Origin of the sequence: Actinomadura spongiicola (genome assembly GCF_003432485.1) — a bacterium.
GTDB lineage: Bacteria > Actinomycetota > Actinomycetes > Streptosporangiales > Streptosporangiaceae > Spirillospora > Spirillospora spongiicola.
Map to the genome: position 1 here is coordinate 154,138 of NZ_QVNQ01000012.1, position 25,621 is coordinate 179,758.

22 protein-coding genes are annotated in these 25,621 nt (G+C 71.1%); 14 read left to right on the forward strand and 8 right to left on the reverse strand.

Features of this window, described 5'->3' with window-relative positions; genetic code table 11:
* Positions 1-37 precede the first annotated feature (37 nt).
* On the forward strand, positions 38-1,417 hold the full coding sequence (locus D0T12_RS30920; protein ID WP_117404111.1) for an NAD(P)/FAD-dependent oxidoreductase: 1,380 nt from the start codon (positions 38-40) through the stop codon (positions 1,415-1,417).
* 212 nt (positions 1,418-1,629) lie between these two features.
* On the opposite strand, the gene D0T12_RS30925 is transcribed toward D0T12_RS30920, so the two are convergent.
* The gene (locus D0T12_RS30925; RefSeq protein ID WP_117404113.1) at positions 1,630-2,439 is read right to left on the reverse strand and encodes an ABC transporter permease; all 810 of its coding nucleotides are present in this window, start codon (positions 2,437-2,439) and stop codon (positions 1,630-1,632) included.
* Positions 2,436-3,443: an ATP-binding cassette domain-containing protein gene (locus D0T12_RS30930; protein ID WP_117404115.1), complete on the reverse strand. Its 1,008-nt coding sequence runs from the start codon at positions 3,441-3,443 to the stop codon at positions 2,436-2,438. The genes D0T12_RS30925 and D0T12_RS30930 overlap by 4 nt, the downstream gene beginning before the upstream one ends.
* A gap of 268 nt (positions 3,444-3,711) precedes the next feature.
* On the opposite strand from D0T12_RS30930, the gene D0T12_RS30935 reads away from it, so the two are divergent.
* Entirely contained in the window at positions 3,712-4,272 is a 561-nt protein-coding gene (locus tag D0T12_RS30935; RefSeq protein ID WP_117404117.1) for a PH domain-containing protein, read from the forward strand.
* Complete coding sequence (locus D0T12_RS30940) at positions 4,269-5,822, forward strand: PH domain-containing protein (protein ID WP_233526391.1); 1,554 nt, start codon at positions 4,269-4,271, stop codon at positions 5,820-5,822. The genes D0T12_RS30935 and D0T12_RS30940 overlap by 4 nt, the downstream gene beginning before the upstream one ends.
* Before the next feature lie 12 nt (positions 5,823-5,834).
* On the opposite strand, the gene sepH is transcribed toward D0T12_RS30940, so the two are convergent.
* Positions 5,835-7,541 (reverse strand): septation protein SepH, encoded by a 1,707-nt coding sequence (gene sepH, locus D0T12_RS30945; protein WP_233526392.1) that lies wholly within the window; start codon positions 7,539-7,541, stop codon positions 5,835-5,837.
* 425 nt (positions 7,542-7,966) lie between these two features.
* On the opposite strand from sepH, the gene D0T12_RS30950 reads away from it, so the two are divergent.
* Positions 7,967-8,923, forward strand: a complete 957-nt coding sequence (locus D0T12_RS30950) for a hypothetical protein (protein ID WP_117404119.1) — start codon at positions 7,967-7,969, stop codon at positions 8,921-8,923.
* A 4-nt stretch (positions 8,924-8,927) separates the two neighbouring features.
* On the opposite strand, the gene D0T12_RS30955 is transcribed toward D0T12_RS30950, so the two are convergent.
* Positions 8,928-10,238, reverse strand: a complete 1,311-nt coding sequence (locus D0T12_RS30955; protein WP_117404120.1) for a D-arabinono-1,4-lactone oxidase — start codon at positions 10,236-10,238, stop codon at positions 8,928-8,930.
* Positions 10,239-10,341: 103 nt separating this feature from the next.
* On the opposite strand from D0T12_RS30955, the gene D0T12_RS30960 reads away from it, so the two are divergent.
* Together D0T12_RS30960 and D0T12_RS30965 are read left to right on the forward strand one after the other, a co-directional pair.
* Positions 10,342-11,271 carry a ferrochelatase gene (locus tag D0T12_RS30960; RefSeq protein WP_117404121.1) on the forward strand — a complete coding sequence of 310 codons (930 nt, stop codon included), beginning with the start codon at positions 10,342-10,344 and terminating at the stop codon, positions 11,269-11,271.
* Positions 11,268-12,080: an inositol monophosphatase family protein gene (locus tag D0T12_RS30965; RefSeq protein ID WP_117404122.1), complete on the forward strand. Its 813-nt coding sequence runs from the start codon at positions 11,268-11,270 to the stop codon at positions 12,078-12,080. Before D0T12_RS30960 ends, D0T12_RS30965 begins: the two co-directional genes overlap by 4 nt.
* 94 nt (positions 12,081-12,174) lie before the next feature.
* On the opposite strand, the gene D0T12_RS36070 is transcribed toward D0T12_RS30965, so the two are convergent.
* A complete protein-coding gene (locus D0T12_RS36070) occupies positions 12,175-12,351 on the reverse strand; it encodes a hypothetical protein (protein ID WP_199487803.1) in 177 nt (58 codons plus the stop codon).
* A 208-nt stretch (positions 12,352-12,559) separates the two neighbouring features.
* Between D0T12_RS36070 and D0T12_RS30970 the strand changes: the two genes are divergently transcribed.
* Both D0T12_RS30970 and D0T12_RS30975 read left to right on the forward strand, forming a co-directional pair.
* Positions 12,560-13,213: a response regulator transcription factor gene (locus tag D0T12_RS30970; RefSeq protein ID WP_117404189.1), complete on the forward strand. Its 654-nt coding sequence runs from the start codon at positions 12,560-12,562 to the stop codon at positions 13,211-13,213.
* Entirely contained in the window at positions 13,210-14,460 is a 1,251-nt protein-coding gene (locus D0T12_RS30975; RefSeq protein ID WP_233526393.1) for a sensor histidine kinase, read from the forward strand. The genes D0T12_RS30970 and D0T12_RS30975 overlap by 4 nt, the downstream gene beginning before the upstream one ends.
* A 29-nt stretch (positions 14,461-14,489) precedes the next feature.
* On the opposite strand, the gene D0T12_RS30980 is transcribed toward D0T12_RS30975, so the two are convergent.
* Both D0T12_RS30980 and D0T12_RS30985 read right to left on the reverse strand, forming a co-directional pair.
* Positions 14,490-17,213: an ABC transporter substrate-binding protein gene (locus tag D0T12_RS30980; protein ID WP_233526401.1), complete on the reverse strand. Its 2,724-nt coding sequence runs from the start codon at positions 17,211-17,213 to the stop codon at positions 14,490-14,492.
* 2 nt (positions 17,214-17,215) lie between these two features.
* Positions 17,216-18,904 (reverse strand): serine/threonine-protein kinase, encoded by a 1,689-nt coding sequence (locus D0T12_RS30985; RefSeq protein WP_117404124.1) that lies wholly within the window; start codon positions 18,902-18,904, stop codon positions 17,216-17,218.
* 508 nt (positions 18,905-19,412) lie between these two features.
* Between D0T12_RS30985 and D0T12_RS30990 the strand changes: the two genes are divergently transcribed.
* Together D0T12_RS30990 and D0T12_RS30995 are read left to right on the forward strand one after the other, a co-directional pair.
* Positions 19,413-19,709: a DUF4193 domain-containing protein gene (locus D0T12_RS30990; protein WP_117404125.1), complete on the forward strand. Its 297-nt coding sequence runs from the start codon at positions 19,413-19,415 to the stop codon at positions 19,707-19,709.
* 17 nt (positions 19,710-19,726) lie between these two features.
* Positions 19,727-20,551, forward strand: a complete 825-nt coding sequence (locus D0T12_RS30995; RefSeq protein WP_233526394.1) for a hypothetical protein — start codon at positions 19,727-19,729, stop codon at positions 20,549-20,551.
* A 7-nt stretch (positions 20,552-20,558) separates the two neighbouring features.
* Here D0T12_RS30995 and D0T12_RS31000 read toward each other — a convergent pair whose 3' ends face one another.
* Positions 20,559-20,846, reverse strand: coding sequence for a DUF4235 domain-containing protein (locus tag D0T12_RS31000; RefSeq protein WP_117404126.1), 288 nt, complete (start codon positions 20,844-20,846; stop codon positions 20,559-20,561).
* Positions 20,847-20,975: 129 nt separating this feature from the next.
* Between D0T12_RS31000 and valS the strand changes: the two genes are divergently transcribed.
* The 4 genes from valS (at position 20,976) to D0T12_RS31020 (ending at position 25,621) form a co-directional block, all read left to right on the forward strand.
* Entirely contained in the window at positions 20,976-23,501 is a 2,526-nt protein-coding gene (gene valS, locus D0T12_RS31005; protein ID WP_117404128.1) for a valine--tRNA ligase, read from the forward strand.
* A 195-nt stretch (positions 23,502-23,696) separates the two neighbouring features.
* On the forward strand, positions 23,697-24,044 hold the full coding sequence (locus D0T12_RS31010; protein WP_117404130.1) for a hypothetical protein: 348 nt from the start codon (positions 23,697-23,699) through the stop codon (positions 24,042-24,044).
* Between the two features lie 27 nt (positions 24,045-24,071).
* The gene (locus tag D0T12_RS31015) at positions 24,072-25,076 is read left to right on the forward strand and encodes a hypothetical protein (protein WP_117404132.1); all 1,005 of its coding nucleotides are present in this window, start codon (positions 24,072-24,074) and stop codon (positions 25,074-25,076) included.
* Between the two features lie 134 nt (positions 25,077-25,210).
* Entirely contained in the window at positions 25,211-25,621 is a 411-nt protein-coding gene (locus D0T12_RS31020; protein ID WP_117404134.1) for a hypothetical protein, read from the forward strand.

Below are 25,621 nucleotides of genomic sequence, written 5' to 3' on the forward strand. Positions count from 1 at the left end.
ATGTCTTCACAAGCCGACCATGACATTGGAGACCGCAATGGCCAGGACCGCCCAGGAGACCCCTGGTGCTCCCCACATCCTCATCGTGGGTGGCGGCTATGTGGGCATGTACACGGCGCTGCGCCTGCAGAAGAAGCTGAAGCGCGAGCTGAAGCGGGGCGAGGTGCGGGTCACCGTCGTCGACCCCAACACGTACATGACGTACCAGCCGTTCCTGCCCGAGGCCGCAGCCGGGAACATCTCCCCGCGGCACGTCGTCGTTCCGCTCCGCCGGGTCCTTCCGAAGTGCACCGTGCGCAAGGCGCGGGTGACCGAGCTGAACCACGAGGAGCGCTGGGCGATCGTCCAGCCACTGGCGGGAGCCCCGGAACGCATCTCCTACGACTACCTGGTCATGGCCGCGGGCGCGGTGCCCCGGCTGCTGCCGATCCCCGGGCTGGCCGAGAACGGCATCAGCCTGAAGACGGTCGGCGAGGCCATCCACCTGCGCAACCACGTCCTCGAACAGCTGGAGATCGCCGAGTCGACCGACGACGAGGAACTGCGCCGCAAGGCGCTGACGTTCGTGTTCGTCGGCGGCGGGTTCGCGGGCGTCGAGGCGGTCGCCGAGCTTGAGGACATGACGCGCGACGCGACCAGGTACATGCGCAACGTCACCCCGCAGGACCTGCGCTTCATGCTCGTCGAGGCCACCGACCGCATCCTGCCCGAGGTCGGCCCCGACATGGGCAAGTGGACCGCCGAGCAGCTGCGCGGCCGCGGCATCGCCGTGAAGATGAACACCCTCCTGCGGTCCGCCGTCGGCGGCCGGATCGAGCTGTCGGACGGCAGCGCCTTCGAGGCCGGGACCCTGGTGTGGAACGCGGGTGTGAAGCCGTCCCCGGTCGTCCGGAACGGCGACCTCCCCGTCGACGAGAAGGGCCGCGTCAAGGGCACCGAGTACCTGACGATCGAGGGTCTCGTGCGCGCGTTCACCGCGGGCGACAACGCCGCGATCCCCGACCTGACCCAGGACGGAGAGTTCTGCCCGCCGAACGCGCAGCACGCCGTCCGGCAGGCCAAGCTGCTCGGCGACAACATCGTCCGGTCGCTGCGCGGCAAGACCCTCAAGCCGTACGTCCACGGCAACCTCGGCACCGTCGCCGGCCTCGGCCTGCACAAGGGCGTCGCGAACCCGCTGGGCTTCAAGCTCAAGGGCTGGCCCGCGTGGTTCTTCCACCGCACCTACCACGGCGCGATGGTCCCGACGTTCAACCGCAAGATCCGCGTCGTGGCGGACTGGACGCTCGCGCTGTTCCTCAAGCGCGAGACCGTCTCCCTCGCCACCGTCGAACAGCCACGCGCCGACTTCGAACTGGCAGCTGTGTCTATGGCGGCGCCCTCCTCCGTCGGGCCTGGAGGCCCTCCATCGTCGTGAACTGCGTGCGATCGCTGGCATCGCTCCGGCTCGCCTTGCGGCTCGCTGCGCGATCAGGTTCTCGCTCCGCTGAACCTGCCTTCGGACGCGATCGCAGACCCTGAGGTTGTCGCGGGGTGGCGGTGACGGGCTGGAGTGGGTTCGGTACGGCAGTGAGCCCGGGTCCCTGACAAGGGACCCGGGCTCACTGTTCGGACGACTTGCTCGCGTGGTTACGCGCGCTTCTTGAAGGCGCGGAGGGAGAGGGGGGCGAACACCAGGCAGATGCCGACGCCCCACGCCAGGGCGATCAGGGCGTGTTCGAGGACGGGACCGCCGACCAGCAGCCCCCGCATCGCCTCCACCAGGTGCGTCACCGGGCTGTTGTCCATCACCCAGGCCACCGGGCCCGGGATGCCCTCGGTCGACTTGATGAACGCGGTGCTCAGGAAGCTCAGCGGGAAGATCACGACAAAGCCGAAGATCTGCACCTTCTCCGGCTCGTTGACCTTCATCGCGATCAACACCGACGTCCACGAGAACAGGATCGCGAAGGTCAGCAGGAGGGCGAACGCGGTGAGCAGGGCGAGGACGTTCGTCTCCAGCCGGAACCCGATGGCGAAGCCGACCGACAACAGGATCAGCATCGACCACGCCTGCTTGGCGGTGTCGGCGATGATCCGGCCGAGGAGGGGGGCGCTGCGCGCGATCGGCAGGCTCCGGAACCGGTCGAAGACGCCCTTGGTGATGTCGGTGTTGAGACCGAACCCGGTGCTCATCCCGGCGAACAGGGCGTTCTGCGCGATGATGCCGGGGATCACGATCGGCAGGTAGGCGTCGACGCTGCCCTCCATCGCGGGGCCGAACACGTACGAGAACAGCAGCACGAACATGATGGGCTGGATGGACAGGTCCAGCAGCTCCATCGGGTTGTGTTTGATCTGGACGAGGTTCCGCCAGGCCAGCGTGAGGATGTTGCGGGCGGCCGTGGCTGGGGCGACCCGCTTGGAGAGGTCCTGCGGCGCGAACGTCGCGGTGGTCATGCGGACGCTCCTTCCTTGTCGGTCGCCTTCTGCCTGGTGGACTGGGCCAGCTCGTCGGCCTCGGCGTCGATGTCGTCGGTGTGGTGGCCGGTGAGCGCGAAGAACACCTCGTCCAGGCTCGACTTGCGCAGCGACAGCTCGCCGACGGTGATGCCGGCCTCGTCGAGCCGCCGGACGACGGCGGGCATCAGTTGCGGGTCGGTGATCGGGGTGCTGATCAGACCGTCGCGGACCTCCGGAACGGCCCCGGCCAGGTCGCCGACGATCTTCGCCACGGCGTCCAGGTCGGGCTGGTCGATCGGCCGGACCTCCAGCACCTGACCGCCGACCTGCGCCTTCAGCACGTCGGACGTGCCGTGCGCGATCACCTGGCCGCGGTCGATGACGATGATGTCATCGGCCAGCTGGTCGGCCTCCTCCAGGTACTGGGTGGTCAGGAGCACGGTGACGCCGTCGTCGGTCAACCCGCGGACGATGTCCCACAGCCCGTTGCGGCTGCGCGGGTCGAGGCCGGTGGTCGGCTCGTCCAGGAACAGGATCTGGGGCCGTCCGACCAGGCTCGCCGCCAGGTCGAGGCGGCGGCGCATCCCACCGGAGTACGTCTTGGCGGCGCGCTCGGCGGCGTCGCTGAGCTGGAAGCGGTCCAGCAGCTCGGCGGCCCGCGCCCTGGCGGCGCGGCGCGGCAGGCCGAGCAGGCGGCCGATCAGGATGAGGTTCTCGGTGCCGGTGAGCATCTCGTCCACCCCGGCGTACTGTCCGGTGAGGCCGATGAGCTGCCGCACCTTGTGCGCTTCCCTGACGACGTCGTACCCGCCGACGTGCGCGGTGCCGCCCGTCGGTTCGATCAGCGTGGCGAGGATCCGGGTCATGGTGGTCTTGCCGGCGCCGTTCGGGCCGAGTACGCCGAGAACCGTTCCGGCCTGGGCGGTGAGCGAGACGCCCGCCAGCGCCTGGGTCTCACCGAACCGCTTCTCCAAGCCCTCGGCCTGGATCGCGAACGTCATGTGATCTCCTGAGAGTGTGTGATCTCGCCGGACGCCTCCGCTCCCAAAAGGAGCAAGACCAGCCAAAATAGGTGGTGTCCGGTGTGATGCGCATCCTGATTTTCTCGCCGCCCGCGTCAGGCGCCGTCGTGAGACGCCAGGGGCGTCCCACAACCTCGCATCCGCCACTGACAAAACGGTGGCATCCGCTCATTCGTGCCCGGAGTCCCGTGGTTCGCACCCGGAGGAAACAACGGGAGGACGCCTCCGGCGTTCTAAACTTCGCTGTGTGACGTCGGTGCGGCGCGGTCACCACAGGGACGGCGGGGAGTCGCACCCGCCGCGTTTGCGGCCGCCCGAACACCGGGTGTCGCGCCGCGCGATCGCGCACTGGGCGATCGAGTACCTGTTGCTGTGGGGGCTCGCGTTCGGTCTCGCGGTGGGCGTGGCGGCCTGGGTGGGCGACTCCGGGTGGAGCGGCATGCCCGGCTGGCTGGCCGGCCGGATCGGCTGGCTGCCGTACGTCGTCGGGGCCGCCGGGCTGCTCATGGTGACCGTCGCGCCCGTGTGGCGGTACCGCGTCCACCGCTGGGAGGTCAGCGCCGACGTCGTCTACACCCGTACGGGCTGGTTCAGCCGCGAATGGCTGCTGGTGCCCGTGGGCCGCATCCAGACCGTCGACACCGAGCAGGGCTGGATAGAACGGATGCTGGGCCTCGCCACGATCGAGGTCAACACGGCCTCGCATGTCGGGTCGTCCGAGGTCTCCGGCCTCCCGGTGGACGTGGCGACCCGCCTTGCCGAGGACCTCGCGCACCGCGCGCACGATCTCCGCGACGACGCGACGTGAACCTCCGAGACGACGGGCCCGCGGGCGAACCCGCCGCGCATCCGCACCGGACGGTCGAACCGTCGTCCAACGGCCGCCCCGACGCCGGCCACCATCCCGCGCCGAACGGGAACGGGACGTCCCTGCCGGACGCCGGTGACGAGCAACGGCTGCACCCGCTCACGTTCGTCGTCGGGGCCGTCCGGGAACTCATCGCCCTGGTCGCCGCCGCCGCGACGGGGCTTCTCGTCGGCGGGCTGTCCACGGCGTTCTACTTCGCCCTCACCGGGCTCGCGGTCGGTCTGCTGTTCCACGTCGCGAGCTGGGCGACGTTCACCTACGTCCTGTACGGCGACCGGATCGAGTTCCGGCGCGCGCTCATCGGACGGTCGGTCAAGAGCATCCCGCGCGACCGGATCCGGGGCGTGGACATCACCGCGTCCCTTCCACACCGGCTGCTCGGGCTCGCCGTCGTCCACATCGACGCCGGGGCGGACGGCGGCGAAGGCTCTCTCAACGCCGTGTCCCGGAACGAGGCCGACCGGCTCCGCGGCGTCCTGCTGGCCCGTGACGCGCCCGCGCCTCCGCGCCGCGTCCTCGCCCGGATGAGACGCCGCTGGTACGTGTACGCGCCGCTCAGCGGCGCGTACCTTCTCACGCCCTTCGCGTTGGCGGGCAGCCTCCTCGGCACCGCCTACAACCTCGGCGACGACCTCGGGCTCATCACGCGGGAACGGGTCGAGAACCTCGGGCATGACGTGGTGGGGCTGCCCACCGCCCTGGTCGTGGCGCTGACCATCCTCGTGCTGATCGCCATGCCCGTCATGTCGGTCATCGTCTTCACGCTGTTCAACTGGGACTTCACCGTCCACGAGAGGGACGGCTCGGTCGTCGCGGAACGCGGCCTCGTCACGCGCCGCAGCGTATCCCTCGAACGGCGCCGGCTGCGCGGTGTAGAACTGGCCGACAACCCGTTCGAGCGCGCGGCGGGCGTGACCCGCCTCGGCGCGCTGATCACCGGTCTCGGGGACGCCGCCCACCGGGGCCGGCTCCTGCCCGCGGCGCCCCGCGCGGTCGCCGAGACCCTCGCCGCCCGCGTCGTCGGCGACGTCCCCGGCCCCTTGGTGGCGCATCCGCCGGCGGCCCGGGGACGCCGCCTGATCCGCGCGGTGGCCCCGCCCGTGGGCGTCGCCGTCCTGGCCCTGCTCGCCGGTCAGCCGTGGGTCGCGTCCCTGTGCGGAATCCTGGCGGTCCTCGCCGTCCCGCTCGGGCTCGACCGCTACCGGCAGCTCGGCCATGCCACGGACGGCGCGCGCCTCAGCGTCCGTTCGGGCTCGCTGCGCCGCCGCCAGGTGGTCGTCGAGCACGGCGCCCTCGTCGGGTGGCGCATCCGCCGGACCCTCTTCCAGCGCAGGCTCGGCCTGGCGACGCTGTTCGCCGCGGTCGGCGCGGGGGACGGCGGCTACGCCGCCACGGACATGGCGGAAGAGGACGCGGTGGCCCTCGCCGCCGCGATATCCCCCGCCTGGGTGACGCCGTTCCTGGAGGTTCCGCCCGAGCCCGGCCGCTGACGTCGGGCGGCGCTACTCGGGACGGCGGGCGCCGAACATGATCTCGTCCCAGGACGGCACGGAGGCGCGCTTGGCCTTGGACTTGCGGCGCCGCGCCGGTCGCGCCGCGGCCGGTTCCCCACCGGCCGCGGCGGGCGACGCCCCGGCGGCGGGCTTGTCCTGCGCGGCCGCGGCGGGCATGGCGGGACGGCCGGTCTGCTTCTTCTTCGCGGGTGGGCGTGGGGACGGCCGCTGCGGGGCCCGTTGCGGCGCCGGGGGCGTGTCGGACGCGGCCTCGTCGCCCTCGGCTTCGGGGGGCTCGGGCGGCGCGGCGGGCTCGGTCTCGCGCGGGGGAGCGGGAGCCTCGCCGGACGCCTTCTCGTCCGATGCCTCGACCGGTGCCTCGACAGGCGCCTCGTCGGGCGCTTCGACAGGCGCCTCGTCAGCTGCTTCGTCGGTCGCGGTGCCGTCGACGTCGCCGGTCTCGTCGCCGGTCGTGTCTTCGGGCCTGTCGGTCGCCGCCTCCGGCTCGCCGGCGAGGGCCGCGTCCTTCTCGGCGGCGTCGCCTTCGTCCTCCTGCTCCGGCGGGCGGCCGGGTTCGCGCGACTCCACGGTCGCGGGAGCCTCCGCGGCGGGCTCGGGCGTCTCGGCGGGTCGGGTCTCCTCGGCGGACCGGGTCTCTTCGGTGGACTCGGTCTTCTCGGTGAGTTCGGTCTCGTCGGCGGGCGCCGGCTCCTCGGACGGTTCGGTCGCGGTGGGGGCGGCGGTCGGACGCAGCGGTGCGGGCGGGCCGGCGGCGGGTTCGGGCCGGTCGCCCGCCTCGCGGGGCTGGGCGGCGGCCTCGCGCAGCGCCACGGCATCGCCCGGCCGGCGGAACGGGCCGCGGGGGTCGTTCCCGGGGCCGTGCTCGACGACGGAGGCGTGGGGCTCGGCGGCGCGGAGGGGTTCGCGGACGGCGGGCCGGTCGTGCTGTTCGCGTCGTCCGAGCCGTTCGACCGGTTCGGGCTGGTCGGGCTCGGTGGGCAGGCCGCGCGGGGCCAGGTCGCGCGGCTGGTCACGAGGGGGCAGCTCACGGGGCGGCAGGTCGCGGTCGCTGGAGACGACCTTCATGGCGGGACGGCGCGGAACGAGCGGGGTGACGGTGTCGGAGAGCGGCTCGTCGTCCCATTCGACGGCGGTGAGGCGGGCGGCGATCTCGTCCAGCGGGGAGACATGGCGCCGCCGCGGGTCGAAGGTCCACTCGGCGGCGTGCGGGCGTCCGTTGTCGAAGAAGGACAGCCGGACGCGCCAGGTGTTGTCCTCGCACTTCCAGGAGTCCCACTCGACCTCTTCGAGGTCGACGCCGCCGCGGCCGAGGCGTTCCTCGACGGTCTCGCCGAGCGGTGGCCCGGGGGTGGACTCGCCGGGGCGGCGGACGGCGACGCGTTGCGCCTGCTGCGCCATGTACTCGCGTTCCTGCAGGACCGGGCCCTCGAACCAGCGGACGCGTTCGACCGGGATTCCCGCCGACTCGGCGATCTCCTCCGCGGTCTCCCCGGAACGGATTCGGGCCTGGATCTCCTTGGGGCGCAAGGGACTCTCCACTTCGATCTCGAACTGGCCGAGGCGGGAGAAGTGCCCACGGACCGCGGCGCGGAGCCGGTCGTCGACGGGCAGGGTGAACCGGGTGCCTCGGCCCGCGGTGGCCAGGACGAGGTACGTACCGTCCTCGCTGACCGCGACGAGGCGCAGCTCCTGCATGCGTGTCCTTCCTGCCCTGTCATGATGGCACGGAGGACCCCGGACCCGCCCGCCGTGCTCTCAACCGGCCGGCCGTCCGATGCCCACCGAGGGCGCATGCGTGCCCTTCCCCCGGTTCCCGAGTCTCTCTTTCGGACACACCTGCTGCCAGCACCGTACCCGGCATGTCCGAACATCGCCGCTCTCGAAGCCCTCTTCACGAGGCCGAAGAGGGCACCTGACCAAGCTTGCCGGGGACGCGACCGGCCCGGGGGCGCCCGGCCGGATTCTTGTCCATCTTTTTCCACACCGTGCCCGACGGACGTCCGGCCCCGAGCGTCCCCCGACGTTGTGAGCGTCACGTTCTCGATAGGAACAACCTCAATGTCCCGGTTAGTTGGTCTTCCGGGGATTCGATGGCGATCAATGGCGATGGACAGGGGTGAGTGACCGAGATGCCGCGTAAGCTGCCGGAAGTCAGCACGACGCAGCTGGTCGCCAGCGCGGCGGCGACGGCGATCGCCGCCTTCGGCGCGTCCTATCTGGGCGTTTACGGAACGATCATCGGCGCGGCGCTGATGAGCGTGATCTCGACGGCGGGTTCGGCGGTCGGCAAGCACTACCTCGACCAGGGCCGCGAGCAGATCAAGGAACTGACGCACCTGCAGACGGCCGCGCGGCGGCGGGCGACGGCGGAGGGCGCGGCGGACGAGGCGACCAGCGCCGACCCGACCCGCACCATCGCGTGGTCTGGCGACCCGAGCGCGACGCGGTTCGAGCCGGCGTTCGGCGGCGGTGACCCGAACGCGACGCGGCTCGACGGCACGTACGGCGCCGACCCGGGCGCCACCCGCATGGACCCGGTCGACGCGATCGCCGCGTCGCTCGCCGAGGAGGCGGGCGAGGACGCGGTGCGCCAGGTCGTCCGCCGGTCGGCGTGGCGGAGCACCGTCGAATGGGCGAAGGCGCGCTGGGTGATGCTGGTGGTGTCGTCGGCGGTGGTGTTCGGCATCGTGCTCGGCGGCATCACGATCTACGAGGCGACCACCGGGCAGACCATCGGCAAGAGCGACAAGGGACTGACCGTGAGCAACGTCCTCGGTGGTGGAGGCGGGCAGACGGAGGACGCGCCGTCGCCGTCCCCGAGCGACGGTCCGACCGAGCCCGGCGCCACCCCGAGCGGCACGCCGACCGGTGAGGTGCCGCCCACGCGGCCGAGCACGCCGGACGGTGAGCCGACGACGCGGCCGACCGAGCAGCCCACCGAGGAGCCCACGTCCGCGCCCACGACCCCGCAGCCGACGCAGCCGGACACCCCGGCGCCCACCGAGGGTCCGCAGGGCGGCGGTGGCCAGGAGCCCGGGGCCCCCGACCCGCAGGGCCGCTCCGCTCCGATCGGCTAGCGGGTCAGTCGCCGAACACGCGTCGCGTGTACGGGTTGGCGAAGCGGCGGTCCGGGTCGAGTTCGTCCCGGACCGCCTGGAAGTCCCGGAACCTCGGGTACGCCTTCTCCAGGTACGCCGCGTCGCGCGTGTGGAGTTTGCCCCAGTGCGGGCGGCCGTCCAGTGAGGTCATGAGGTCCTCGACGCCACGGAAGTAGTCCTCGTGCGCGTCGCGGTGGTAGACGTGCACGGCGATGAAGGCGCTGTGCCGTCCGTGGGCCATCGACAGCCAGGCGTCCTCTTGGGGGAGCACCCGGACCTCGATGGGGAAGCTGATCCGCCAGTCCCGTCGTGCGAACAGGGAACGGAGTTCGCGCAGCGCGGGGACGAGCCGCTCGCGCGGGATCGCGTACTCCTGCTCCTTGAAGCGGACCGTCCTCGGGCTGGTGAAGACCTTGTACGAGGTGTCGCTGTAGGCGCGGGCACCGAACGCCCTGGCTGAAATGCCGTTCACGAACGGCGTGGCGGCGGGCACCGAATGCGTCAGCCGGTTCACGGCCCCGAAGACGGTGTTGGACAGGAAGCGGTCGTCCAACCAGTGCTTGAGCTTCGACAGTGGCTCCGCGGGGCCTTCGACGCGGTTGTTGCGTTTGGTCAGGCACCCCTCGGTGTGCGGGAACCAGTAGAACTCGAAGTGTTCGTTGTCGGCGTCGAACTCGTCCAGGCGTGCGAGCACCTCGTTCCACCTCATCGGTTCTTCCCGCGCGTGCAGGAGGAAAGATGGAACGGTCCGCCAGGTGACGGCGGTGACGACGCCGAGCGCGCCGAGGCCGGAGCGTGCCGCGTCGAACAGGTCGGGGCGCTCGTCACGCGAGCACGTCACGATGGAGCCGTCGGCGAGGACCAGTTCCAGCTCGGTGACCTGTGAGGCGAGCCCGGAGGTATCGCGGCCGGTGCCGTGCGTGGCGGTCTGGAGGGCCCCGGCGACCGTCTGCTCCTGGATGTCGCCCATGTTGGCCAGCGCGAGTCCGTGGTCGTCCAGGACGCGGTTGAGTTCGCGCAGCGTGAGACCCGCCTCGACGGTGACGAGCCGGGACGCGGTGTCGACCGATCGGACGGCCGTGAGCCCGGCGGGCCGCAGCAGGACGCCCTCCGCGACGGCCGCGCCGGTGAAGGAGTGACCCGTGCCCGTCATACGGACCGTGAGTCCGTCGTCGGCGGCCGCCCGGACCGCCGCGGCCACCTCGTCCGTGGTACCCGGGGTCACGACGCGGCGCGGGGCGGCCCGCTGGTTTCCCGCCCAGTTCTTCCAGGTCGGGTGGGGCACGGGGGACATGCGGCGACTCTACTCGCCCGCTATTCGCGAGGAAAGCTCACGTTTTGCGGCTGATGGCAAAGGTGCGGCGTGAGCGCTGGGAGACAGCTGATTTGATGGAGGTATGACTTCGCCCGCGCACACGAGCGCGCCGTACGACGCGCTGCTACTGCTGTCGTTCGGCGGGCCTGAGGGGCCCGAGGACGTGCTGCCGTTCCTGGAGAACGTGACACGCGGCCGCAACATCCCCCGCGAACGATTGGAAGAGGTGGGGGAGCACTACTACCTGTTCGGCGGGGTCAGCCCGATCAACCAGCAGTGTCGTGACCTCAAGGCCGCCATCGAGGCCGATTTCGCCGCCCACGCTGTGGAGCTTCCCGTCTACTGGGGAAACCGGAACTGGACCCCCTACCTTGCCGACACCGTCCGGCAGATGAGGGCGGACGGCATCCGGCGAGCAGCCGCATTCGTCACGTCCGCCTACAGCGGGTACTCCACCAACGACCAGTACCTCGAAGACATCGAGCGCGCACGCGAGGAAGTACCGGACGCGCCCGTCATCGACAAGCTGCCCGTCTACTGCGACCGGCCCGGCTTCCTCGAACCGTTCGCGGACGCCGCCCAAGACGCGCTGAACCGGCTGCCCGAAGACGCACGGTTGGTCTTCACCGCGCACAGCGTGCCGCTCGACCAGCCCAACCGGGAACTGTACGTCGCGGAACTGGAGACGGCCGCGCGGACGGTCGCGTCGAAGGCGGCCCCCGGGAAACCGTGGGACCTCGTCTACCAGAGCCGAAGCGGCCCGCCGACCCAACCATGGCTGGAACCCCAGATCACCGACCATCTGGAGAAACTGAGCGGCGAAGGCGTCCGCGCCGTCGCGGTCGTCCCGATCGGCTTCGTCTCCGACCACATGGAGGTCAAGTTCGACCTCGACGTCGAGGCCGCCGAGCGGGCCGCCGAACTCGGCGTCGCGTTCGCGCGGGCCGCCACCCCGGGCAACGACCCCCGCTTCGCCGCGCTGCCCCGCCACCTGCTCGCCGACGCGACATGAGCCACGCGGACGAACTGCTGGAACTGGCCGCCGCGACCGCGCGGGAGGCCGGCCGGATGCTGGTCGACAAGCGCCCCCCGGACGGACCGGACGTCGTGCAGACCAAGTCGTCCCCGACCGACGTCGTCACCCTGATGGACCGCGCCGCCGAACAACTCGTCATCGAGCGGATCCGGGCCGTCCGCCCGGACGACGCGTTCCTCGGTGAGGAGGGCGGCGACCACGCGGGCGGCAGCGGCGTCCGCTGGGTGATCGACCCGATCGACGGGACCGTCAACTACCTCTACGACCTGCCCGACTGGGCGGTCAGCATCGCCGCCGAGGTGGACGGCACGGTCGTCGCCGGGGTCGTGGAGATACCGCTGCGCGGCGAGACCTACACCGCCGTGCGCGGCGGCGGCGCCCTCCGGCACACCGCGTCCGGCGCGCGGGAGCTTCGCGTGAACTCCCAGGTGCCGCTCGGTGAGGCGCTGGTGGCCACGGGGTTCGGGTACGCGGCGGGACGGCGTGCCCGGCAGGCGCGGGTCCTCACCGGCGTGCTGCCACGCGTCCGCGACATCCGCCGGGGCGGCTCCTGCTGCGTCGACCTGTGCGCCCTCGCCGCGGGACGGATCGACGCCTACTACGAGCGCGGCGTCCAGGCGTGGGACATCGCCGCGGGCGGTCTGATCGTTCGGGAGGCGGGCGGGCGGATCGAAGGCCTGCACGGCGCGGCGCCCAACCCCGAACTCACCATCGCCGGGGGACCGGGCACCTTCGAGGCCCTGCACGACCTCCTCGCCCCGCTGGACCCGCTCGGCGACGACTGACACACGGCACCCGGTGTGCGCCGGGCGCGGGGAAACGAACACGGGGCCCGGGACCGTGGCCGGTCCCGGGCCCCGTACAGGTCGTGCGCGTCGTTCAGTCGCAGCGGGGTGGCTCGACGCCGATATCGTTGTTCGCTGCGATCCGGCGCAGATCGTTGATCTCCTCCTGACGAATGTCCGCCAGGTAGGTGTCTCCCTCTGCGTGGGCGTTCCGCAGCGACGTGTACGCGTCATCGAGTCGCTGCTGGATCATGCGTGACAACTCGCCCATAGGCCTCCTCCCGGATCGTGCCCAGGCTTACCCAGGCCTAGGCTGAAGGTAAACCTGTCCGCCCTGCAATTTTCGCCGGGATTTGCGGCGAGAGCGGCACCGCGCGGACGACGATCATCTGAACAGGCGTTTACGGGCGCCTTACGGCTCCCGTGGCATATCTGGAATCCCCGGGGCGGCGGCCGCCCCGGACATGGAGGGGGACCCCGTGCGTGTTCTAGTCGTCGAGGACGAGCGCGTGCTCGCCGACGCGATCGCGACCGGTCTGCGCAGGGAGACGTTGGCCGTGGACGTCGCCTACGACGGCGCGGGCGCGCTGGAGCGGGCGGGCGTCAACGACTACGACGTGATCGTGCTGGACCGTGACCTGCCGAAGGTCCACGGCGACGACGTCTGCAAGCAGCTCGTCGCGCAGCGCTACCCGGCGCGGATCATCATGTTGACGGCGGCGGGGGAACTGGACGACCGGGTCGAGGGCCTGTCCATCGGCGCCGACGACTACCTGGCCAAGCCCTTCGCGTTCGCCGAGCTGATCGCCCGGGTGCGCGCCCTCGGCCGCCGCGCCGCCGCGCCGCTGCCGCCCGTGCTGGAACGCGCCGGGATCACCCTCGACCCGGCCCGCCGCGAGGTCGCCCGCGACGGCCGTCCCATCGAGCTGACCCGCAAGGAGTTCGCCGTCCTGGAGGTGCTGCTCAGCGCGGACGGCGCCGTCGTCAGCTCCGAGCACCTCCTGGAGAAGGCCTGGGACGAGCACATCGACCCGTTCACCAACGTCGTCCGCGTCACGATGATGACGCTGCGCAAGAAGCTCGGCGACCCCCCGGTGATCGAGACCGTGCCCGGGGTGGGATACCGGCTGTGACCACCGAACCCACGCCGCAGCACGGCCCCGACGAACCGCGTCGTCCGGGGACCGGCGAGCACCGCGCGTGGCGGCGCCCCGGCCCGCAGCAGGTCCCGCAGCCGCCGCCCGCCGTCAAGGGGATGTGGCACGGCGGCGACATGAAGGCGCTGCCCAGGATGAGCGTCCGGCTCCGCCTCACCCTCCTGTACGGGCTGCTGTTCTTCCTGGCGGGCGCGCTGCTGGTGTTCGTGATGTCGCTGCTGATGGCCGACATCCTCGGCGGCGTCAAGGTGATCGGCTTCAACATCACCGACGAGCAGGCCGCCGCGTTCCAGCGCCAGTTCGTCGAGCAGACGATGCGGCGGCTCGTCGGACGGTCGCTGCTCGCGCTCGGCGGGGTCGGCATCATCACGCTGGTGCTCGGCTGGTTCGTCGCCGACCGGGCGCTCGGCCCGCTGCAGCGGGTCACGACCACGGCGCGCCGCCTGTCGGAGAGCACCCTGCACGAGCGGATCGCGCTGGAGGGCCCCGACGACGAGATCAAGGAACTGGCCGACACGTTCGACGCGATGCTGGAACGGCTCGGGCAGGCGTTCGACTCGCAGCGCCGTTTCGTCGCGAACGCCTCCCACGAACTGCGCACCCCGCTCGCCATCAACCGGACGCTGCTGGAGGTCGCGCTCGGCGACCCCGACGTCTCCGACGACCTGCGCGCCGTCGGCCGGACGCTGCTGGCGACCAACGCCCGCCACGAGCGGCTCATCGAGGGGTTGCTGCTCCTCGCCCGCAGCGAACGGGAGCTGGTGACCCGCACGCCCGTCGACCTGGCCGAGGTCGCCACGACCGTGCTGGAGCGGCCCGGACGGGGCGGCGACGACAGCGACGTGACCGTCCATCCGGAGCTGACGCCGGGGAAGGCGCTCGGCGACCCGGTGCTGCTGGAGCACCTGGTGTCCAACCTTGTCGACAACGCCGTCAAGCACAACGTCGAGGACGGCGGCGAGCTGTGGATCCGCACCGGCATGCTGGAGGGGTACGCGACCGTGCAGGTGGAGAACACCGGTCCGGTCGTCCCCGCCTACGAGGTGGAGCGGCTGTTCGAGCCGTTCCGGCGGCTGAACGCCGACCGGGTCGAGTCGTCCAAGGGCGCCGGGCTCGGCCTGTCCATCGTCCGGTCGGTGGTGCTGGCGCACCGTGGCGCCGTGTACGCGGCGCCGCGCCCCGGCGGCGGGCTGATCGTCACCGTCCGCCTCCCACCCGGCTGAGCCCACCCGGCTGAGCCCCGCCGGGGGCGTTACTTGAGCGCGGCCGTCGCCACGGTCGGGTCGCCGTCGTAGTCCATCTCCAGGCCGACGTACCTGTCGCTTCGCACGGTGGCGGCCGTTCCGTTGTAGAGCAGGGGGATGAGGGCGAGGTCGTCCAGCGCCGTCTTCTCGGCCTGCTGGAACAGGCTCGTCCGGGTCCCGGCGGAGTGCGTCCTGAGCGCGGTGGAGATCAGGTCGTCGAAGCGGACGTTCTTCCAACCGGCCAGGTTGGAGTACATGTTCTTGTCGGTCGCCACCAGTGTGCCGCCCAGCAGCGGCCACAGCATCGTGTAGGCGCCGGGGTAGTCGGGGCCCCAGGGGAACAACACGAGACCGGACGCGTCGGCCGCGACGATCTCCTTCCGGAACCGCGCGTAGTCGCTGAGGGGGACGCCTCTCGTCTCGACCTTCCAACCGAGCGTCGGCGACTCGAGCATGGCCCGCACGGCCTCCACGAACCGCCGGTACTCGGGCCTCTCCCGGTAGTAGAGCCGGATCGTGGTCCCCGGCTTGAGGCCCGCCCGCCGCGCGAGCTCCAGGGCCTTCGCCGGGTTCGCCGCCGCGCACGAGGGGCAGGCGCCGGGCTCGCCGAAGCCGGGGATCGCCGCCGGGACGATGCCGTGGGCGGGCTTGTAGACGCCGCCGAACAGTTCGCTGAGCTTCTTCCGGTCGATGAGGTGGGACACCGCCTCCCGCGCCTCCTTGGACTTCATCGGCCCCCGCGCGGTGATCGGGACCAGCAGCCGCGTGAACGACGTGCTCCGCGACTTCAGATCGGGCCCGCCGGTCATGCCGAGGGACTCGATCGCGATGGGCGCCCAGTCGACCTGACCCGCGGTGTAGCGGGCGCGTCCGAGGTCCGCGGTGGCGACCATGGAGATCTCGACGCCGTCCAGTCTGGTCTTGCCGAACGCCCAGGCGTCGTTGCGGGTCAGGGAGGCGCGCACGCTCGGCTGGTACTCCTCCAGCTTGAACGGACCGTTGCCGACCGGGTGCCGGTTGAAGGTCGTGTTGTCGTGCCGTCCCGCCGCCTTGGGGGCGGGCATGAACGCGGGTTCGGACAGCCGAGTGGGAAAGTCGCAGTTGGGTGAGGTGAGCGCGACGCTCAGTTCCGTGTCGGAGACCCCCACGACCCCGGACAGCGTCTCGGCCTTGCCGTCCGCGACCGCGGCGAAGCCCTCGATGTCGTTCATCAGGTAGGAGCCGCCGCCTTCGCTGGTGACCCCGGCGCTGCGCGCCCATCCGCGGACGAACGCCCCCGCGTCGACGGGCTCGCCGTTGCTGAACGTCGTCCCGCCCCTGATGCCGATCTTCCACTGCCGACAGTCCGGGCCCGGCGTGATCCGGGTCGCGAGCCGGTTGCGTGTGACGCCGTCCGCGCCGACTTCGGTCAGACCGGTGAACAGCTGCTTGGTCAGGAAACGCCCGGTGCCGGAGATGACGTGCGACGGGTCGATCACGTCGTTGATCGTGCCGGCCGAGAGCGCCGTCATCCGGAACGTGCCGCCGGTCCGTCCGTCCGGTGCCGGTTCGGGGTCCTCGCCCCCGGTGAGCTGGACGGCGATCACGGTGCCCGCCACGACCAGGGCGACGAGCGCGGCGCCGCCGACGCTCGCCAGCACGCCGATCCCGCGCCTCCTGCCCTTCACCGGGTGGGTGGGGCCCGTCCCCAGGTGCGGAGGGGACGGCGGAGGCGGTGCCGGGGGAGGCCACGCGGTGTGCCCCCGCGTGTTCTGAGGCGGGACCGGAGACGGGGGCGCCCACGCCGGCGACGGCGGCGCGGCGGGTGGCGGCTGGACGGTCCGCAGCCGCGCCGACTCGGTGGCCGCCGTCACGGCGCCCCGGGTGAGGATCACCGAGTCCTCACCGCCGGTCGCCTCCGGCGCGGCGCCCGGCTTCGGCAGGCTCCCCGCCAGGTCCAGCAGGTGCGCCAGGACGTTGGGGGCCGTTGGACGCAGCGCCGGGTCCTTGCTGAGGCAGTCCGCCACGACCTGGCGCAGTGGTTCTTCCAGGACCCCGAGGTCCGGCGGCATGGTGAGGATCCGGTGCATGACCGCGGGGATGGAGTCCTGCCCGAACGCGGGCCGCGCCGTGGCCGCGTACACCATCGTGGTGCCCCACGCGAACACGTCGGCCTCCGGCCCGACCGGCGCCCCGGAGATCTGCTCGGGCGCCATGTAGGCGGGGGTGCCGACGGCCGTGCTCGACAGCGTGCCCGTCGCGTCCAGCGCCCGCGCGATCCCGAAGTCGATCACGCGCGGGCCGTCCGGGGCGAGCAACACGTTGGCGGGTTTGAAGTCGCGGTGCACGACGCCCGCCTGGTGGATGGCGGCGAGCGCCGTCATCGTCCCGATCGCCAGCCGGTCCAGGTCGGTGCCGCGCCGCGGGCCCTCGTCCGCCAGCACCCGCGACAGCGGCGGGCCGTCGATGTACTCGCTGACGATGTACGGGCTGTCGCCCTCGACGTCGGAGGCCAGGACGCGGGCCGTGCAGAACGCCGAGACGCGCTGGGCCACCGCCACCTCGGCCGCGAACCGCGCCCTGGCCTTCGGGTCGCCGCTGAACCGCGCGTGCAGCAACTTCACGGCGACCCGGCGCCCCTCGTCGTCCTCGCCGAGATAGACGGTGCCCTGACCGCCCGCCCCGAGGAGTCCGGTCAGCCGGTAGGAGCCGAGACGCGACGGATCACCCCCGCGAAGGGGGGTGATCTCCATCGTCACTTGCTCACGGTCCCGAAGGCGCTCGCCGTCGCGGCGGACCGGTTCTCCCGCCACTCCCAGCGCAGGATGTCGCCCGACGGGGACGGCTTGAACTTGATGTAGCCGGGGGCGCACTCCTTCGGATCCATGCCCGTGAGCGGCGTCTCCTGGTACTCGATCTCCGAGCTGTTCGCGTCACCGGACAGGTGCGAGAGCCGGGTACGGCATTCGACACCCGAGTTGGCCGGGTACGTGTACGTCCCGAGCCCCACCGAGTAGGCGAGCGTGAACCGGACCTGGAAACTGGTGTTGCCCGAAGCGGCGCCCGGCTGCGTGCCGTTGCCCCGGAACACCCCGATGAGCCCCTCACGTGTGCCGCTGAGGGTCGGCGACGGTATCACGGGCGGCGAGTAGGTGTTCGGCGGCACGTACGGGTCGGGGTCGTCGTCGCCGGAGGCGGCGACGACGATCGCCACGATCACGATCACCACGATGAGCACGAGGACGCCGCAGCCGATCGCGAGGGCCGGCCCGGCGCCGCCGGACCGCCTGGGCGGCGTGTAGCCGAGCCCCGGCGGTCCCGGCGGCATCGGCTGCCCCATCGGCTGCCCCATCGGCATGCCCCGCTGCGGCTGCGGCGGGGGCGGCATCGCCCCGCCCTGGTACATCGGCATCGGCGGCGGCGTGATCGGCTGGGGCGGCGGGGTGTTCGGCCCCGGCATCCCGCCCTGGTGCATCGGCATCGGCGGCGGGGTGATGTGCTGTTGCGGCGGCTGAGGGCGGGGCGCCGGCGGCACCGGAGGCGGCGGCGGGAGCTGCGCCGCGATCCGGGTGCCCTGGTTCAGCAGCTCCTCCTGCCCGGCTCCCTGACCGGCGGGCGCGGCGCCGACATGGCCCAGCAGGTGCAGCAGGAGTTGCGCGGCCGGAGGGCGCAGGCCCGCGTCCTTGGAGAGGCAGCGTCCGATGAGGTCGCGCAGCGGGCCCGGGGGCAGCGCGGACAGGTCCGGCTCCTCGTTGAGGATCCGGTTGATGATGACCGGCAGCGTGTCCGCCTCGAACGGCGACTGCCCGGTCGCGGCGAACACCATCGTCGCGGCCCAGGCGAAGATGTCCACGGCCGGGGTCAGCGGCGCGCCGGTCAGCTGCTCGGGCGCCAGGTAGCCCGGCGTGCCGACCACCATGCCGGTGGCGGTCACCGCGCTCTCCTGCGAGTTGACCGTCCGGGCGATGCCGAAGTCGACGACGCGGGGGCCGTCGGACGCGAGCATGACGTTGTTCGGCTTGAAGTCGCGGTGGACGATCCCGGCCTCGTGGATGGCGGCGAGCGCCGTCACCGTGCCGATCGCGAGCCGTTCCAACTCCTGGGGGCTGCGCGGCCCGTCGTGCGCGACCACGTCGTGCAGCGACGGACCGTCGATGAACTCGCTGACGACGTACGGCTGGTCGCCCTGGACGTCGGCCTCCAGCACGCGAGCCGTGCAGAACGGCTCGACCTTCTGCGCCGCGGCGACCTCCCGGCTGAACCGGGCACGCGCGGCGGGATCGTTCGCCATCTGGGCGTGCAGCAGCTTGACGGCGACGTACTCGCCCCCCGGCGCCCTGCCGAGGAACACGGCGCCCTGGCCACCGGCGCCGAGCCGCCCGACGACCTCGTACTGCCCGAGTGCCCTAGGATCGCCCGGCTCCAGCGGAGCGGCATCCGGCATCTGACCTCCAGTGACCCGCAGTGATGTCCCGCGATGATGTGCGCCGGGCCCGATGGGGGGCCGCTATGCCGGCGATCGCCGGGCAGACCCCGCAGGGGACCCGCCCCCAACCTCAGGCGGGCACGATATCGCGTTAGTTCAGACGTTTCACCGAAGAGTCTGGTTCGACGGTCGACCAGGTCGGGTGACCCGCCCGGCGCGCCGGGCAGGTCGGCGCGCGCAACTCCGCCCGGACCGATATGATCCCCGACCGCCGCGGGATCCACGGCGGGGCGTCCACCGTGCAGGGAGCAGCACGGTGACATCCGTCGAAATGTGTGACGGAAGACACAGTACGAGGAAGAGATGCGGGTGATAGGTGTCACTCGTGGGGACGGTCGCGCCTCGTGTGTCGCGGGTCACCAATCGTGACAGAATTTCCCGCCCGGATCGGGCACAAGAACGGCCCCCCGAGCGTTAGTTCCGCGCGACGGGGCGCATAAAGCACTGAGGGGGATGGAGACAGAAGATGGCGACCGACTACGACAGCCCACGCAAGACAGACGACGATCTCAGCGAGGACAGCCTCCAGGAGTTGCAGGCCCGCCGCGCGGACAAGGCGGCCAGCATCATCGACGAGGACCTGGACGCCGGTGAGGTCGCCGAGCTTCCGGGCGCCGACCTGTCGAACGAGGAGCTCACCTTCCGGGTGGTTCCGCGGCAGGCCGACGAGTTCACCTGCACGCGGTGCTTCCTGGTGCATCACCGCAGCCAGCTGGCCACGGAGAAGAACGGTCAGCCGGTCTGCCGCGAATGCGCCGCCTGACCGGGAGTGGCCGCCGGGTGACGGGAGAGAGCGAACGACGTGATGACGAGGTGGAGCCGTCCGGCCATGACGGCTCCACGGAGGTCGGCGAGCTGATCGGACGGCTCGTCGGCGACGAGCGCATGGACCGTGAGACCCGCGGCCGCCTGCTCGGACGGCTGGCCGGCCTGCTCGGCCAGAACGCCCGCCGGGCGGGCGCCGCGGGTGTCGCACGCGGCCGGTGGCTCGGCGAACTGCTCGTCGAGGCCGCCCCGCACATCCCCATCCGTGACATCGACACGCTCCAGGCCCACCACCCCGGCCTGATGGGCGAGGAACTCGCCGACAAGATCGTCAAGGTCGCCGCGAACGGCACGACCGCGGTCGGCGCCGCCGGGGGCGCGCTCGCCGCGGTGGAGTTCGCCGCTCCGCCGCTGTTGCTGACCGCGCCCGCCCAGCTCGCCGCCGAGACCCTCGTGATCGCGGCCATCGAGGTCAAGATGATCGCCGAGCTGCACGAGGTGTACGGCGTGCGCGTCCAGGGCGGCGGCACCGCCCGCGGCGCCGCGTTCGTCACGTCCTGGGCCCGGCAACGCGGCGTCAACCCCCTGGAGACCGGCTCCCTCACCAGCGCGCTGGGCACGGCCGCCAAGTCGGCCCTGCGCAAACGACTCCTGCGCACGTTCGGCCGCAGCCTCGGCACCATGGGCCCGTTCCTCACCGGCGCGGCCGCCGGAGCGGCCCTCAACCGCTCCGCGACCAAGGCCCTCGCCAACAAGATACGCAAGGACCTCGGCGCGACCGTCGGACCGCCCCCGATCGACCCGGGCACTCCGCCCCCGGTCGCCCCGGGCCCCCACTAGCCCTCCGTCAGCCTTCGGACCTGAGGTTCGACGGCAGCTCACCGGTGCCCTTGGCCCACTGCCTGGCGGCGGCACGGGTGGCGAGCAGGCGCGCGAGCTCCATCCCGACGCCCATCACCACGGCCCAGCCGATCGCCTCGGTCAGCGCGACCTCGGGGGACTCGGGGTTCGTCGGCGGCTCCTTCCCGGTGCTCTTCTTCCAGGCCAGCGTGATCGCCTTCTTCGCGACGAAACCGCCCGCGAAGGCCGCGGCGCCGGCCATCACCCGCCAGCCGAGGTCGCCCTTGTCCGCCATGTTCGTCCTCCAGTCGTCCTGTCCTGTCCGACGCTACCGGAACGGCCCGCCGCCGGCGGTGGCGGCGACCGCCGCGACGCCGCCGAACAATTGGCCTGCGATCCGGGTCGATGTCAATACGATTGATCCATGACAGAGCAGCCGCGTACTCCTCATGTGCCCGCCAAGCCCTCCCTGGACGGCCTGGAGGACAAGTGGGTACGCGTCTGGGAGGACGACGGTGTCCACCGTTTCGACCGCACGCGTCCGCGCGGCGAGGTCTTCTCGATCGACACCCCGCCGCCCACCGTGAGCGGTTCCCTCCACGTCGGTCACGTCTTCTCCTACACCCACACCGACACCGTCGCGCGGTATCACCGCATGCGCGGTCGGGCGGTCTTCTACCCCATGGGCTGGGACGATAACGGGCTTCCCACGGAGCGACGCGTCCAGAACCACTTCGGCGTCAGGTGCGACCCGTCGCTTCCGTACGATCCCGACTTCGAACCCCCCGCCAAGCCCGACGCGAAGCGCCAGCAGCCCGTGTCACGCCGCAACTTCATCGAGCTGTGCGAGCGGCTCACCGCCGTCGACGAGAAGGCGTTCGAGGAGATGTGGCGCCGCGTCGGCCTGTCGGTCGACTGGAACCACCTGTACACGACCATCGGGGACGTCTCCCGGACGGCGTCGCAGCGTGCGTTCCTCCGCAACCTGGCGCGCGGTGAGGCGTACGTGTCCGAGGCGCCTACCCTGTGGGACGTCACGTTCCGCACGGCCGTCGCGCAGGCCGAACTGGAGGACCGCGAGCAACCCGGCGCCTTCTACCGGATCCGCTTCCACGGGGACGAGCGGCCCGTCTACATCGAGACGACCCGTCCCGAACTGCTGCCCGCCTGCGTCGCCCTGGTCGCGCACCCGGACGACGAGCGGTACCGGGAACTCTTCGGGACGACCGTCCGCACGCCGCTGTTCGGCGTCGGCGTCCCCGTCGTCGCGCACCGGCTGGCCGAACCCGACAAGGGATCCGGCATCGCGATGATCTGCACGTTCGGCGACGTCACCGACGTCACCTGGTGGCGTGAGCTCGACCTGCCCACCCGCGCGATCATCGACTGGGACGGGCGGCTCGCCGTCGACCCGCCGGACGGCGTCCCCGCGCGCCCCTACGACGAACTCGCGGGCAAGACGGTGTTCTCCGCCAGGGAACGGGTCGTCGAGCTGCTGCGCGAGTCCGGCGACCTGGACGGCGAACCCCGCAAGATCACTCGGCCGGTGAAGTTCTACGAGAAGGGCAACAAGCCCCTGGAGATCGTCACCACCCGGCAGTGGTACATCCGCAACGGCGGGCGGGACGAGGGCGTCCGCGCCGAACTGCTCGCCCGGGGCCGTGAGCTGGAGTGGCATCCCGGCTACATGCGGGCCCGCTACGAGAACTGGGTGGAGGGCCTGAACGGCGACTGGCTGATCTCCCGCCAGCGGTTCTTCGGCGTGCCGATCCCCGTCTGGTATCCGCTGGACGACTCCGGCGAGCCCCGCTACGACGCGCCGATCGTCCCCTCCGAGGACGCCCTGCCGGTCGACCCGTCGTCCGACGTCCCGCCGGGCTACACCGAGGAGCAGCGCGGCGAGCCGAACGGTTTCGTCGGCGACCCCGACGTCATGGACACCTGGGCGACGTCGTCGCTGACCCCGCAGATCGCGGGCGGCTGGGAGCGCGACACCGACCTGTTCGGCCGGGTCTTCCCGTACGATCTGCGGCCCCAGGCGCACGACATCATCCGGACGTGGCTGTTCTCCACGGTCGTCCGCTCCCATCTGGAACACGGGTCGCTGCCGTGGCGGGGCACCGCGCTGTCCGGATGGATCCTCGACCCCGACCGCAAGAAGATGTCCAAGTCGAAGGGGAACGTCGTCACCCCGATCGACCTGCTGCGCCAGTACGGCTCCGACGCCGTCCGGTACTGGGCGGCCGGGGGCCGTCCCGGCACCGACACCGCGTTCGACACCGGCCAGATCAAGGTCGGCCGCCGTCTCGCCATCAAGATCCTCAACGCGTCGAAGTTCGTCCTCGGCCTCGGCGAGGTCGAGCCGGACGCGCCGGTGACCGAGCCGCTCGACCGGGCGATGCTGGCGGCGCTGTCCGGGGTCGTCAAAGACGCGACGGAGGCGTTCGAGGGCTACGACTACGCGCGGGCCCTGGAACGCACCGAGCGCTTCTTCTGGGAGTTCTGCGACGACTACCTGGAACTGGTCAAGACCCGCGCGTACGGCGACGGCCCGGACGCCCGGTCGGCGTGGGCGGCGCTGCGCACGGCGCTGTCGGTTCTGCTGCGCCTGTTCGCCCCCGTCCTGCCGTTCGTGACGGAGGAGGTGTGGTCGTGGTGGCGGCACGGGTCGGTGCACACCGCGTCGTGGCCGTCGAAGGCCGAACTGCCGCCGGGCGGAGACCCGGCCGTCCTCGCGGCGACGGGTGAGGCGCTCCGCCAGGTCCGCAAGGCCAAGTCGGAGGCGAAGGCGTCCATGCGCGCGGACGTGTCCCGCGCGGTCGTCCGCGGCGCGGAGGTCACCCAGATCGCCCGCCCGGACCTGGAAGCCGCGGGCCGCATCGCCGACCTGACCCTGGAATCCGCCCCCGCCGCCCTCACCGTCGAAGTCACCCTGGCCCCCACCTCCTGAGAGACCAGCAGAGCGGGAACCGTTCCGGATATCGCAATACTTCCGCGGCCTTAGTCCCTTTCTGGGAAATGTCCGAGATGTTTAATGCGTGGTCATCTGGCCTGCTAGGCTGCCGCAAACCCATTGCGGGGAAGGACGGGCATGTCACCGCCAGAAGGCCCAGGTAACGACCGGCCAGGGGCGACCACGAGGCCGGTGCCGCCGACGTCACCGTTCGGCGGCGTCCCGGTGACGGCGGCCGGCGGGGGCATGGAGTTCGACCTTCCGATGATCGAAGCGTTCGGCGGCAAGCTGATTCGAGCGGTGGGCAAGGAACTGACCGCGGCCCGCAAACACCTCAACGGTGCGCCCCGGCAGGTGGAGGCCACGGCCTTCACCACGTTCTGCATTCCGCTGGCCCATGTCTACGTCCAGGCCACCGAGTACGCGGACGAGGATCTCCTCACCAAGGAGAAGGTCCTGACGGATTACGACGCCAAGCTCAAGAAGACCGCCGAGATCCTGCGCGAGGCGGAACGGAAGAGCACACTGCAGAGTAAGTAGCCCGCCAGTGCCAACGAGGAGACCGGAGTGGCCGACAACGGCTTAAGCGCCCTGGAGAACGTCGCCAAGGCCGCCTATTGGGAAGCGACCATCGCGGCGTTCTTCATTCCCAACGCCTGGTCCATGGTGGCCATCATCTACCAGGCGCAGTCGAACCCGGGGCAGCTCTGGGACGCCGCCGACGAATGGTATGAGGTCAAAGAGCGCCTGGTGGCGGCCGACAAGGAGGTCACGGCGCAGCTCAAGGCGCTGAGCGAGCGCGACTGGTCGGGCAAGGATCGTGACCTGTTCGACAAGAAGCTGCACGACTACCAGAACCAGATCCGGGTCTCCTACGCCTTCGCCGTCGCCGTCCATCTCACACTCAAGATCATGGCCATGCTCATCGCCATGTTCATCATGATGATGTGGGCTTTCGCCACGATCATCTTCATCTACGCGATGATCATCTTGGTGCTGTTGGGCCTGATGGCGATCCCCGTCCTGAATACATGGGCTACGGCTGCGCACGCCTCGGTGAAGTCACAAGCCACCGTGATCACAGGCCAGCTATACATGATCCTCAAGTCTGCGGCGGCGGGACTGGAGACTTTCGGAAAAGGGGCCGCCGCCACGCTGGGCGGGCTGATGGCCATCGACGTGACGGGCCAGATGCTCACCGGGAACACCGCTGCCTACCTCGACTTCGGCCAGGCAGCCGTGAACAGCTGGGACGATGTGGCCAAAGGCCATCTCGCCCTCCTGGAGCAGAAGCTGACCGGCCAGTTCATGAAGGGGAAGAAGCTGGGCGGTGCCGACCTCGGAGCGATCGGTAAATACAAGTTTCCGATGGCGAAGATTCCAAAGAACGCGCGTCCCTGGTTCGAAAGGATCGGCGGTGTGAAGGGCGCGTTCGATGTGGGTGTCCCAGGCGCTGAAGAGGGAACCTTTCCCGCTGGAGGATCGCCGACCATCACCCGACCCGTCACGGGGCTCGGGGAGAAGTATGGCGACCCTTTCGTGGAGCGAACCGATGCGCTTCCTCCTTCGTGAGCGGAGAGACGATAATGCCATCGACCCAGGAAATTGAGTTCAATAATAGTGCCGACGGCCTTCCTTTGGTCTTTGTTGCATGTATCGTTATCGGCGGTGGGGCGGTCTGGCTGGGAACAAGGCAGGATGGCTGGTTGGCGATCTGCCTGTTCGTGGTCTCCGCCCTTGTGCTGGTGTACGTGGTCTATGTCACGCAGTCTCTACTGCGCGTGGGCCCGAGCAAGCTTTCGCTGACGCCCAAGGGGTTGGTCTCCAAGGTCGGGGGGAAATGGGACGTGGTGCCGCCCGAAGCCATCGAGGCGGTCGGGCTGGTGCGTCACCGGGGGGCGGGGGTGCCGGCGGAACTGTTGCTCTGGTACGACCGGTCCCGGATGGCGGAGGTGCCGAAGAACATCCGGCGGCGTGAGACGGCCCCCGGCCAGATCAGGCTGGCGCATGTCATGGACGAGCGGAACTTCTTCCCGCCCCACCGGGTCAAGGAAGTGCGGGAACTCGTCCAGGCCCATGGACTGGGGGAATGGCGGAACCGTGGGGCGGGGTCCTGA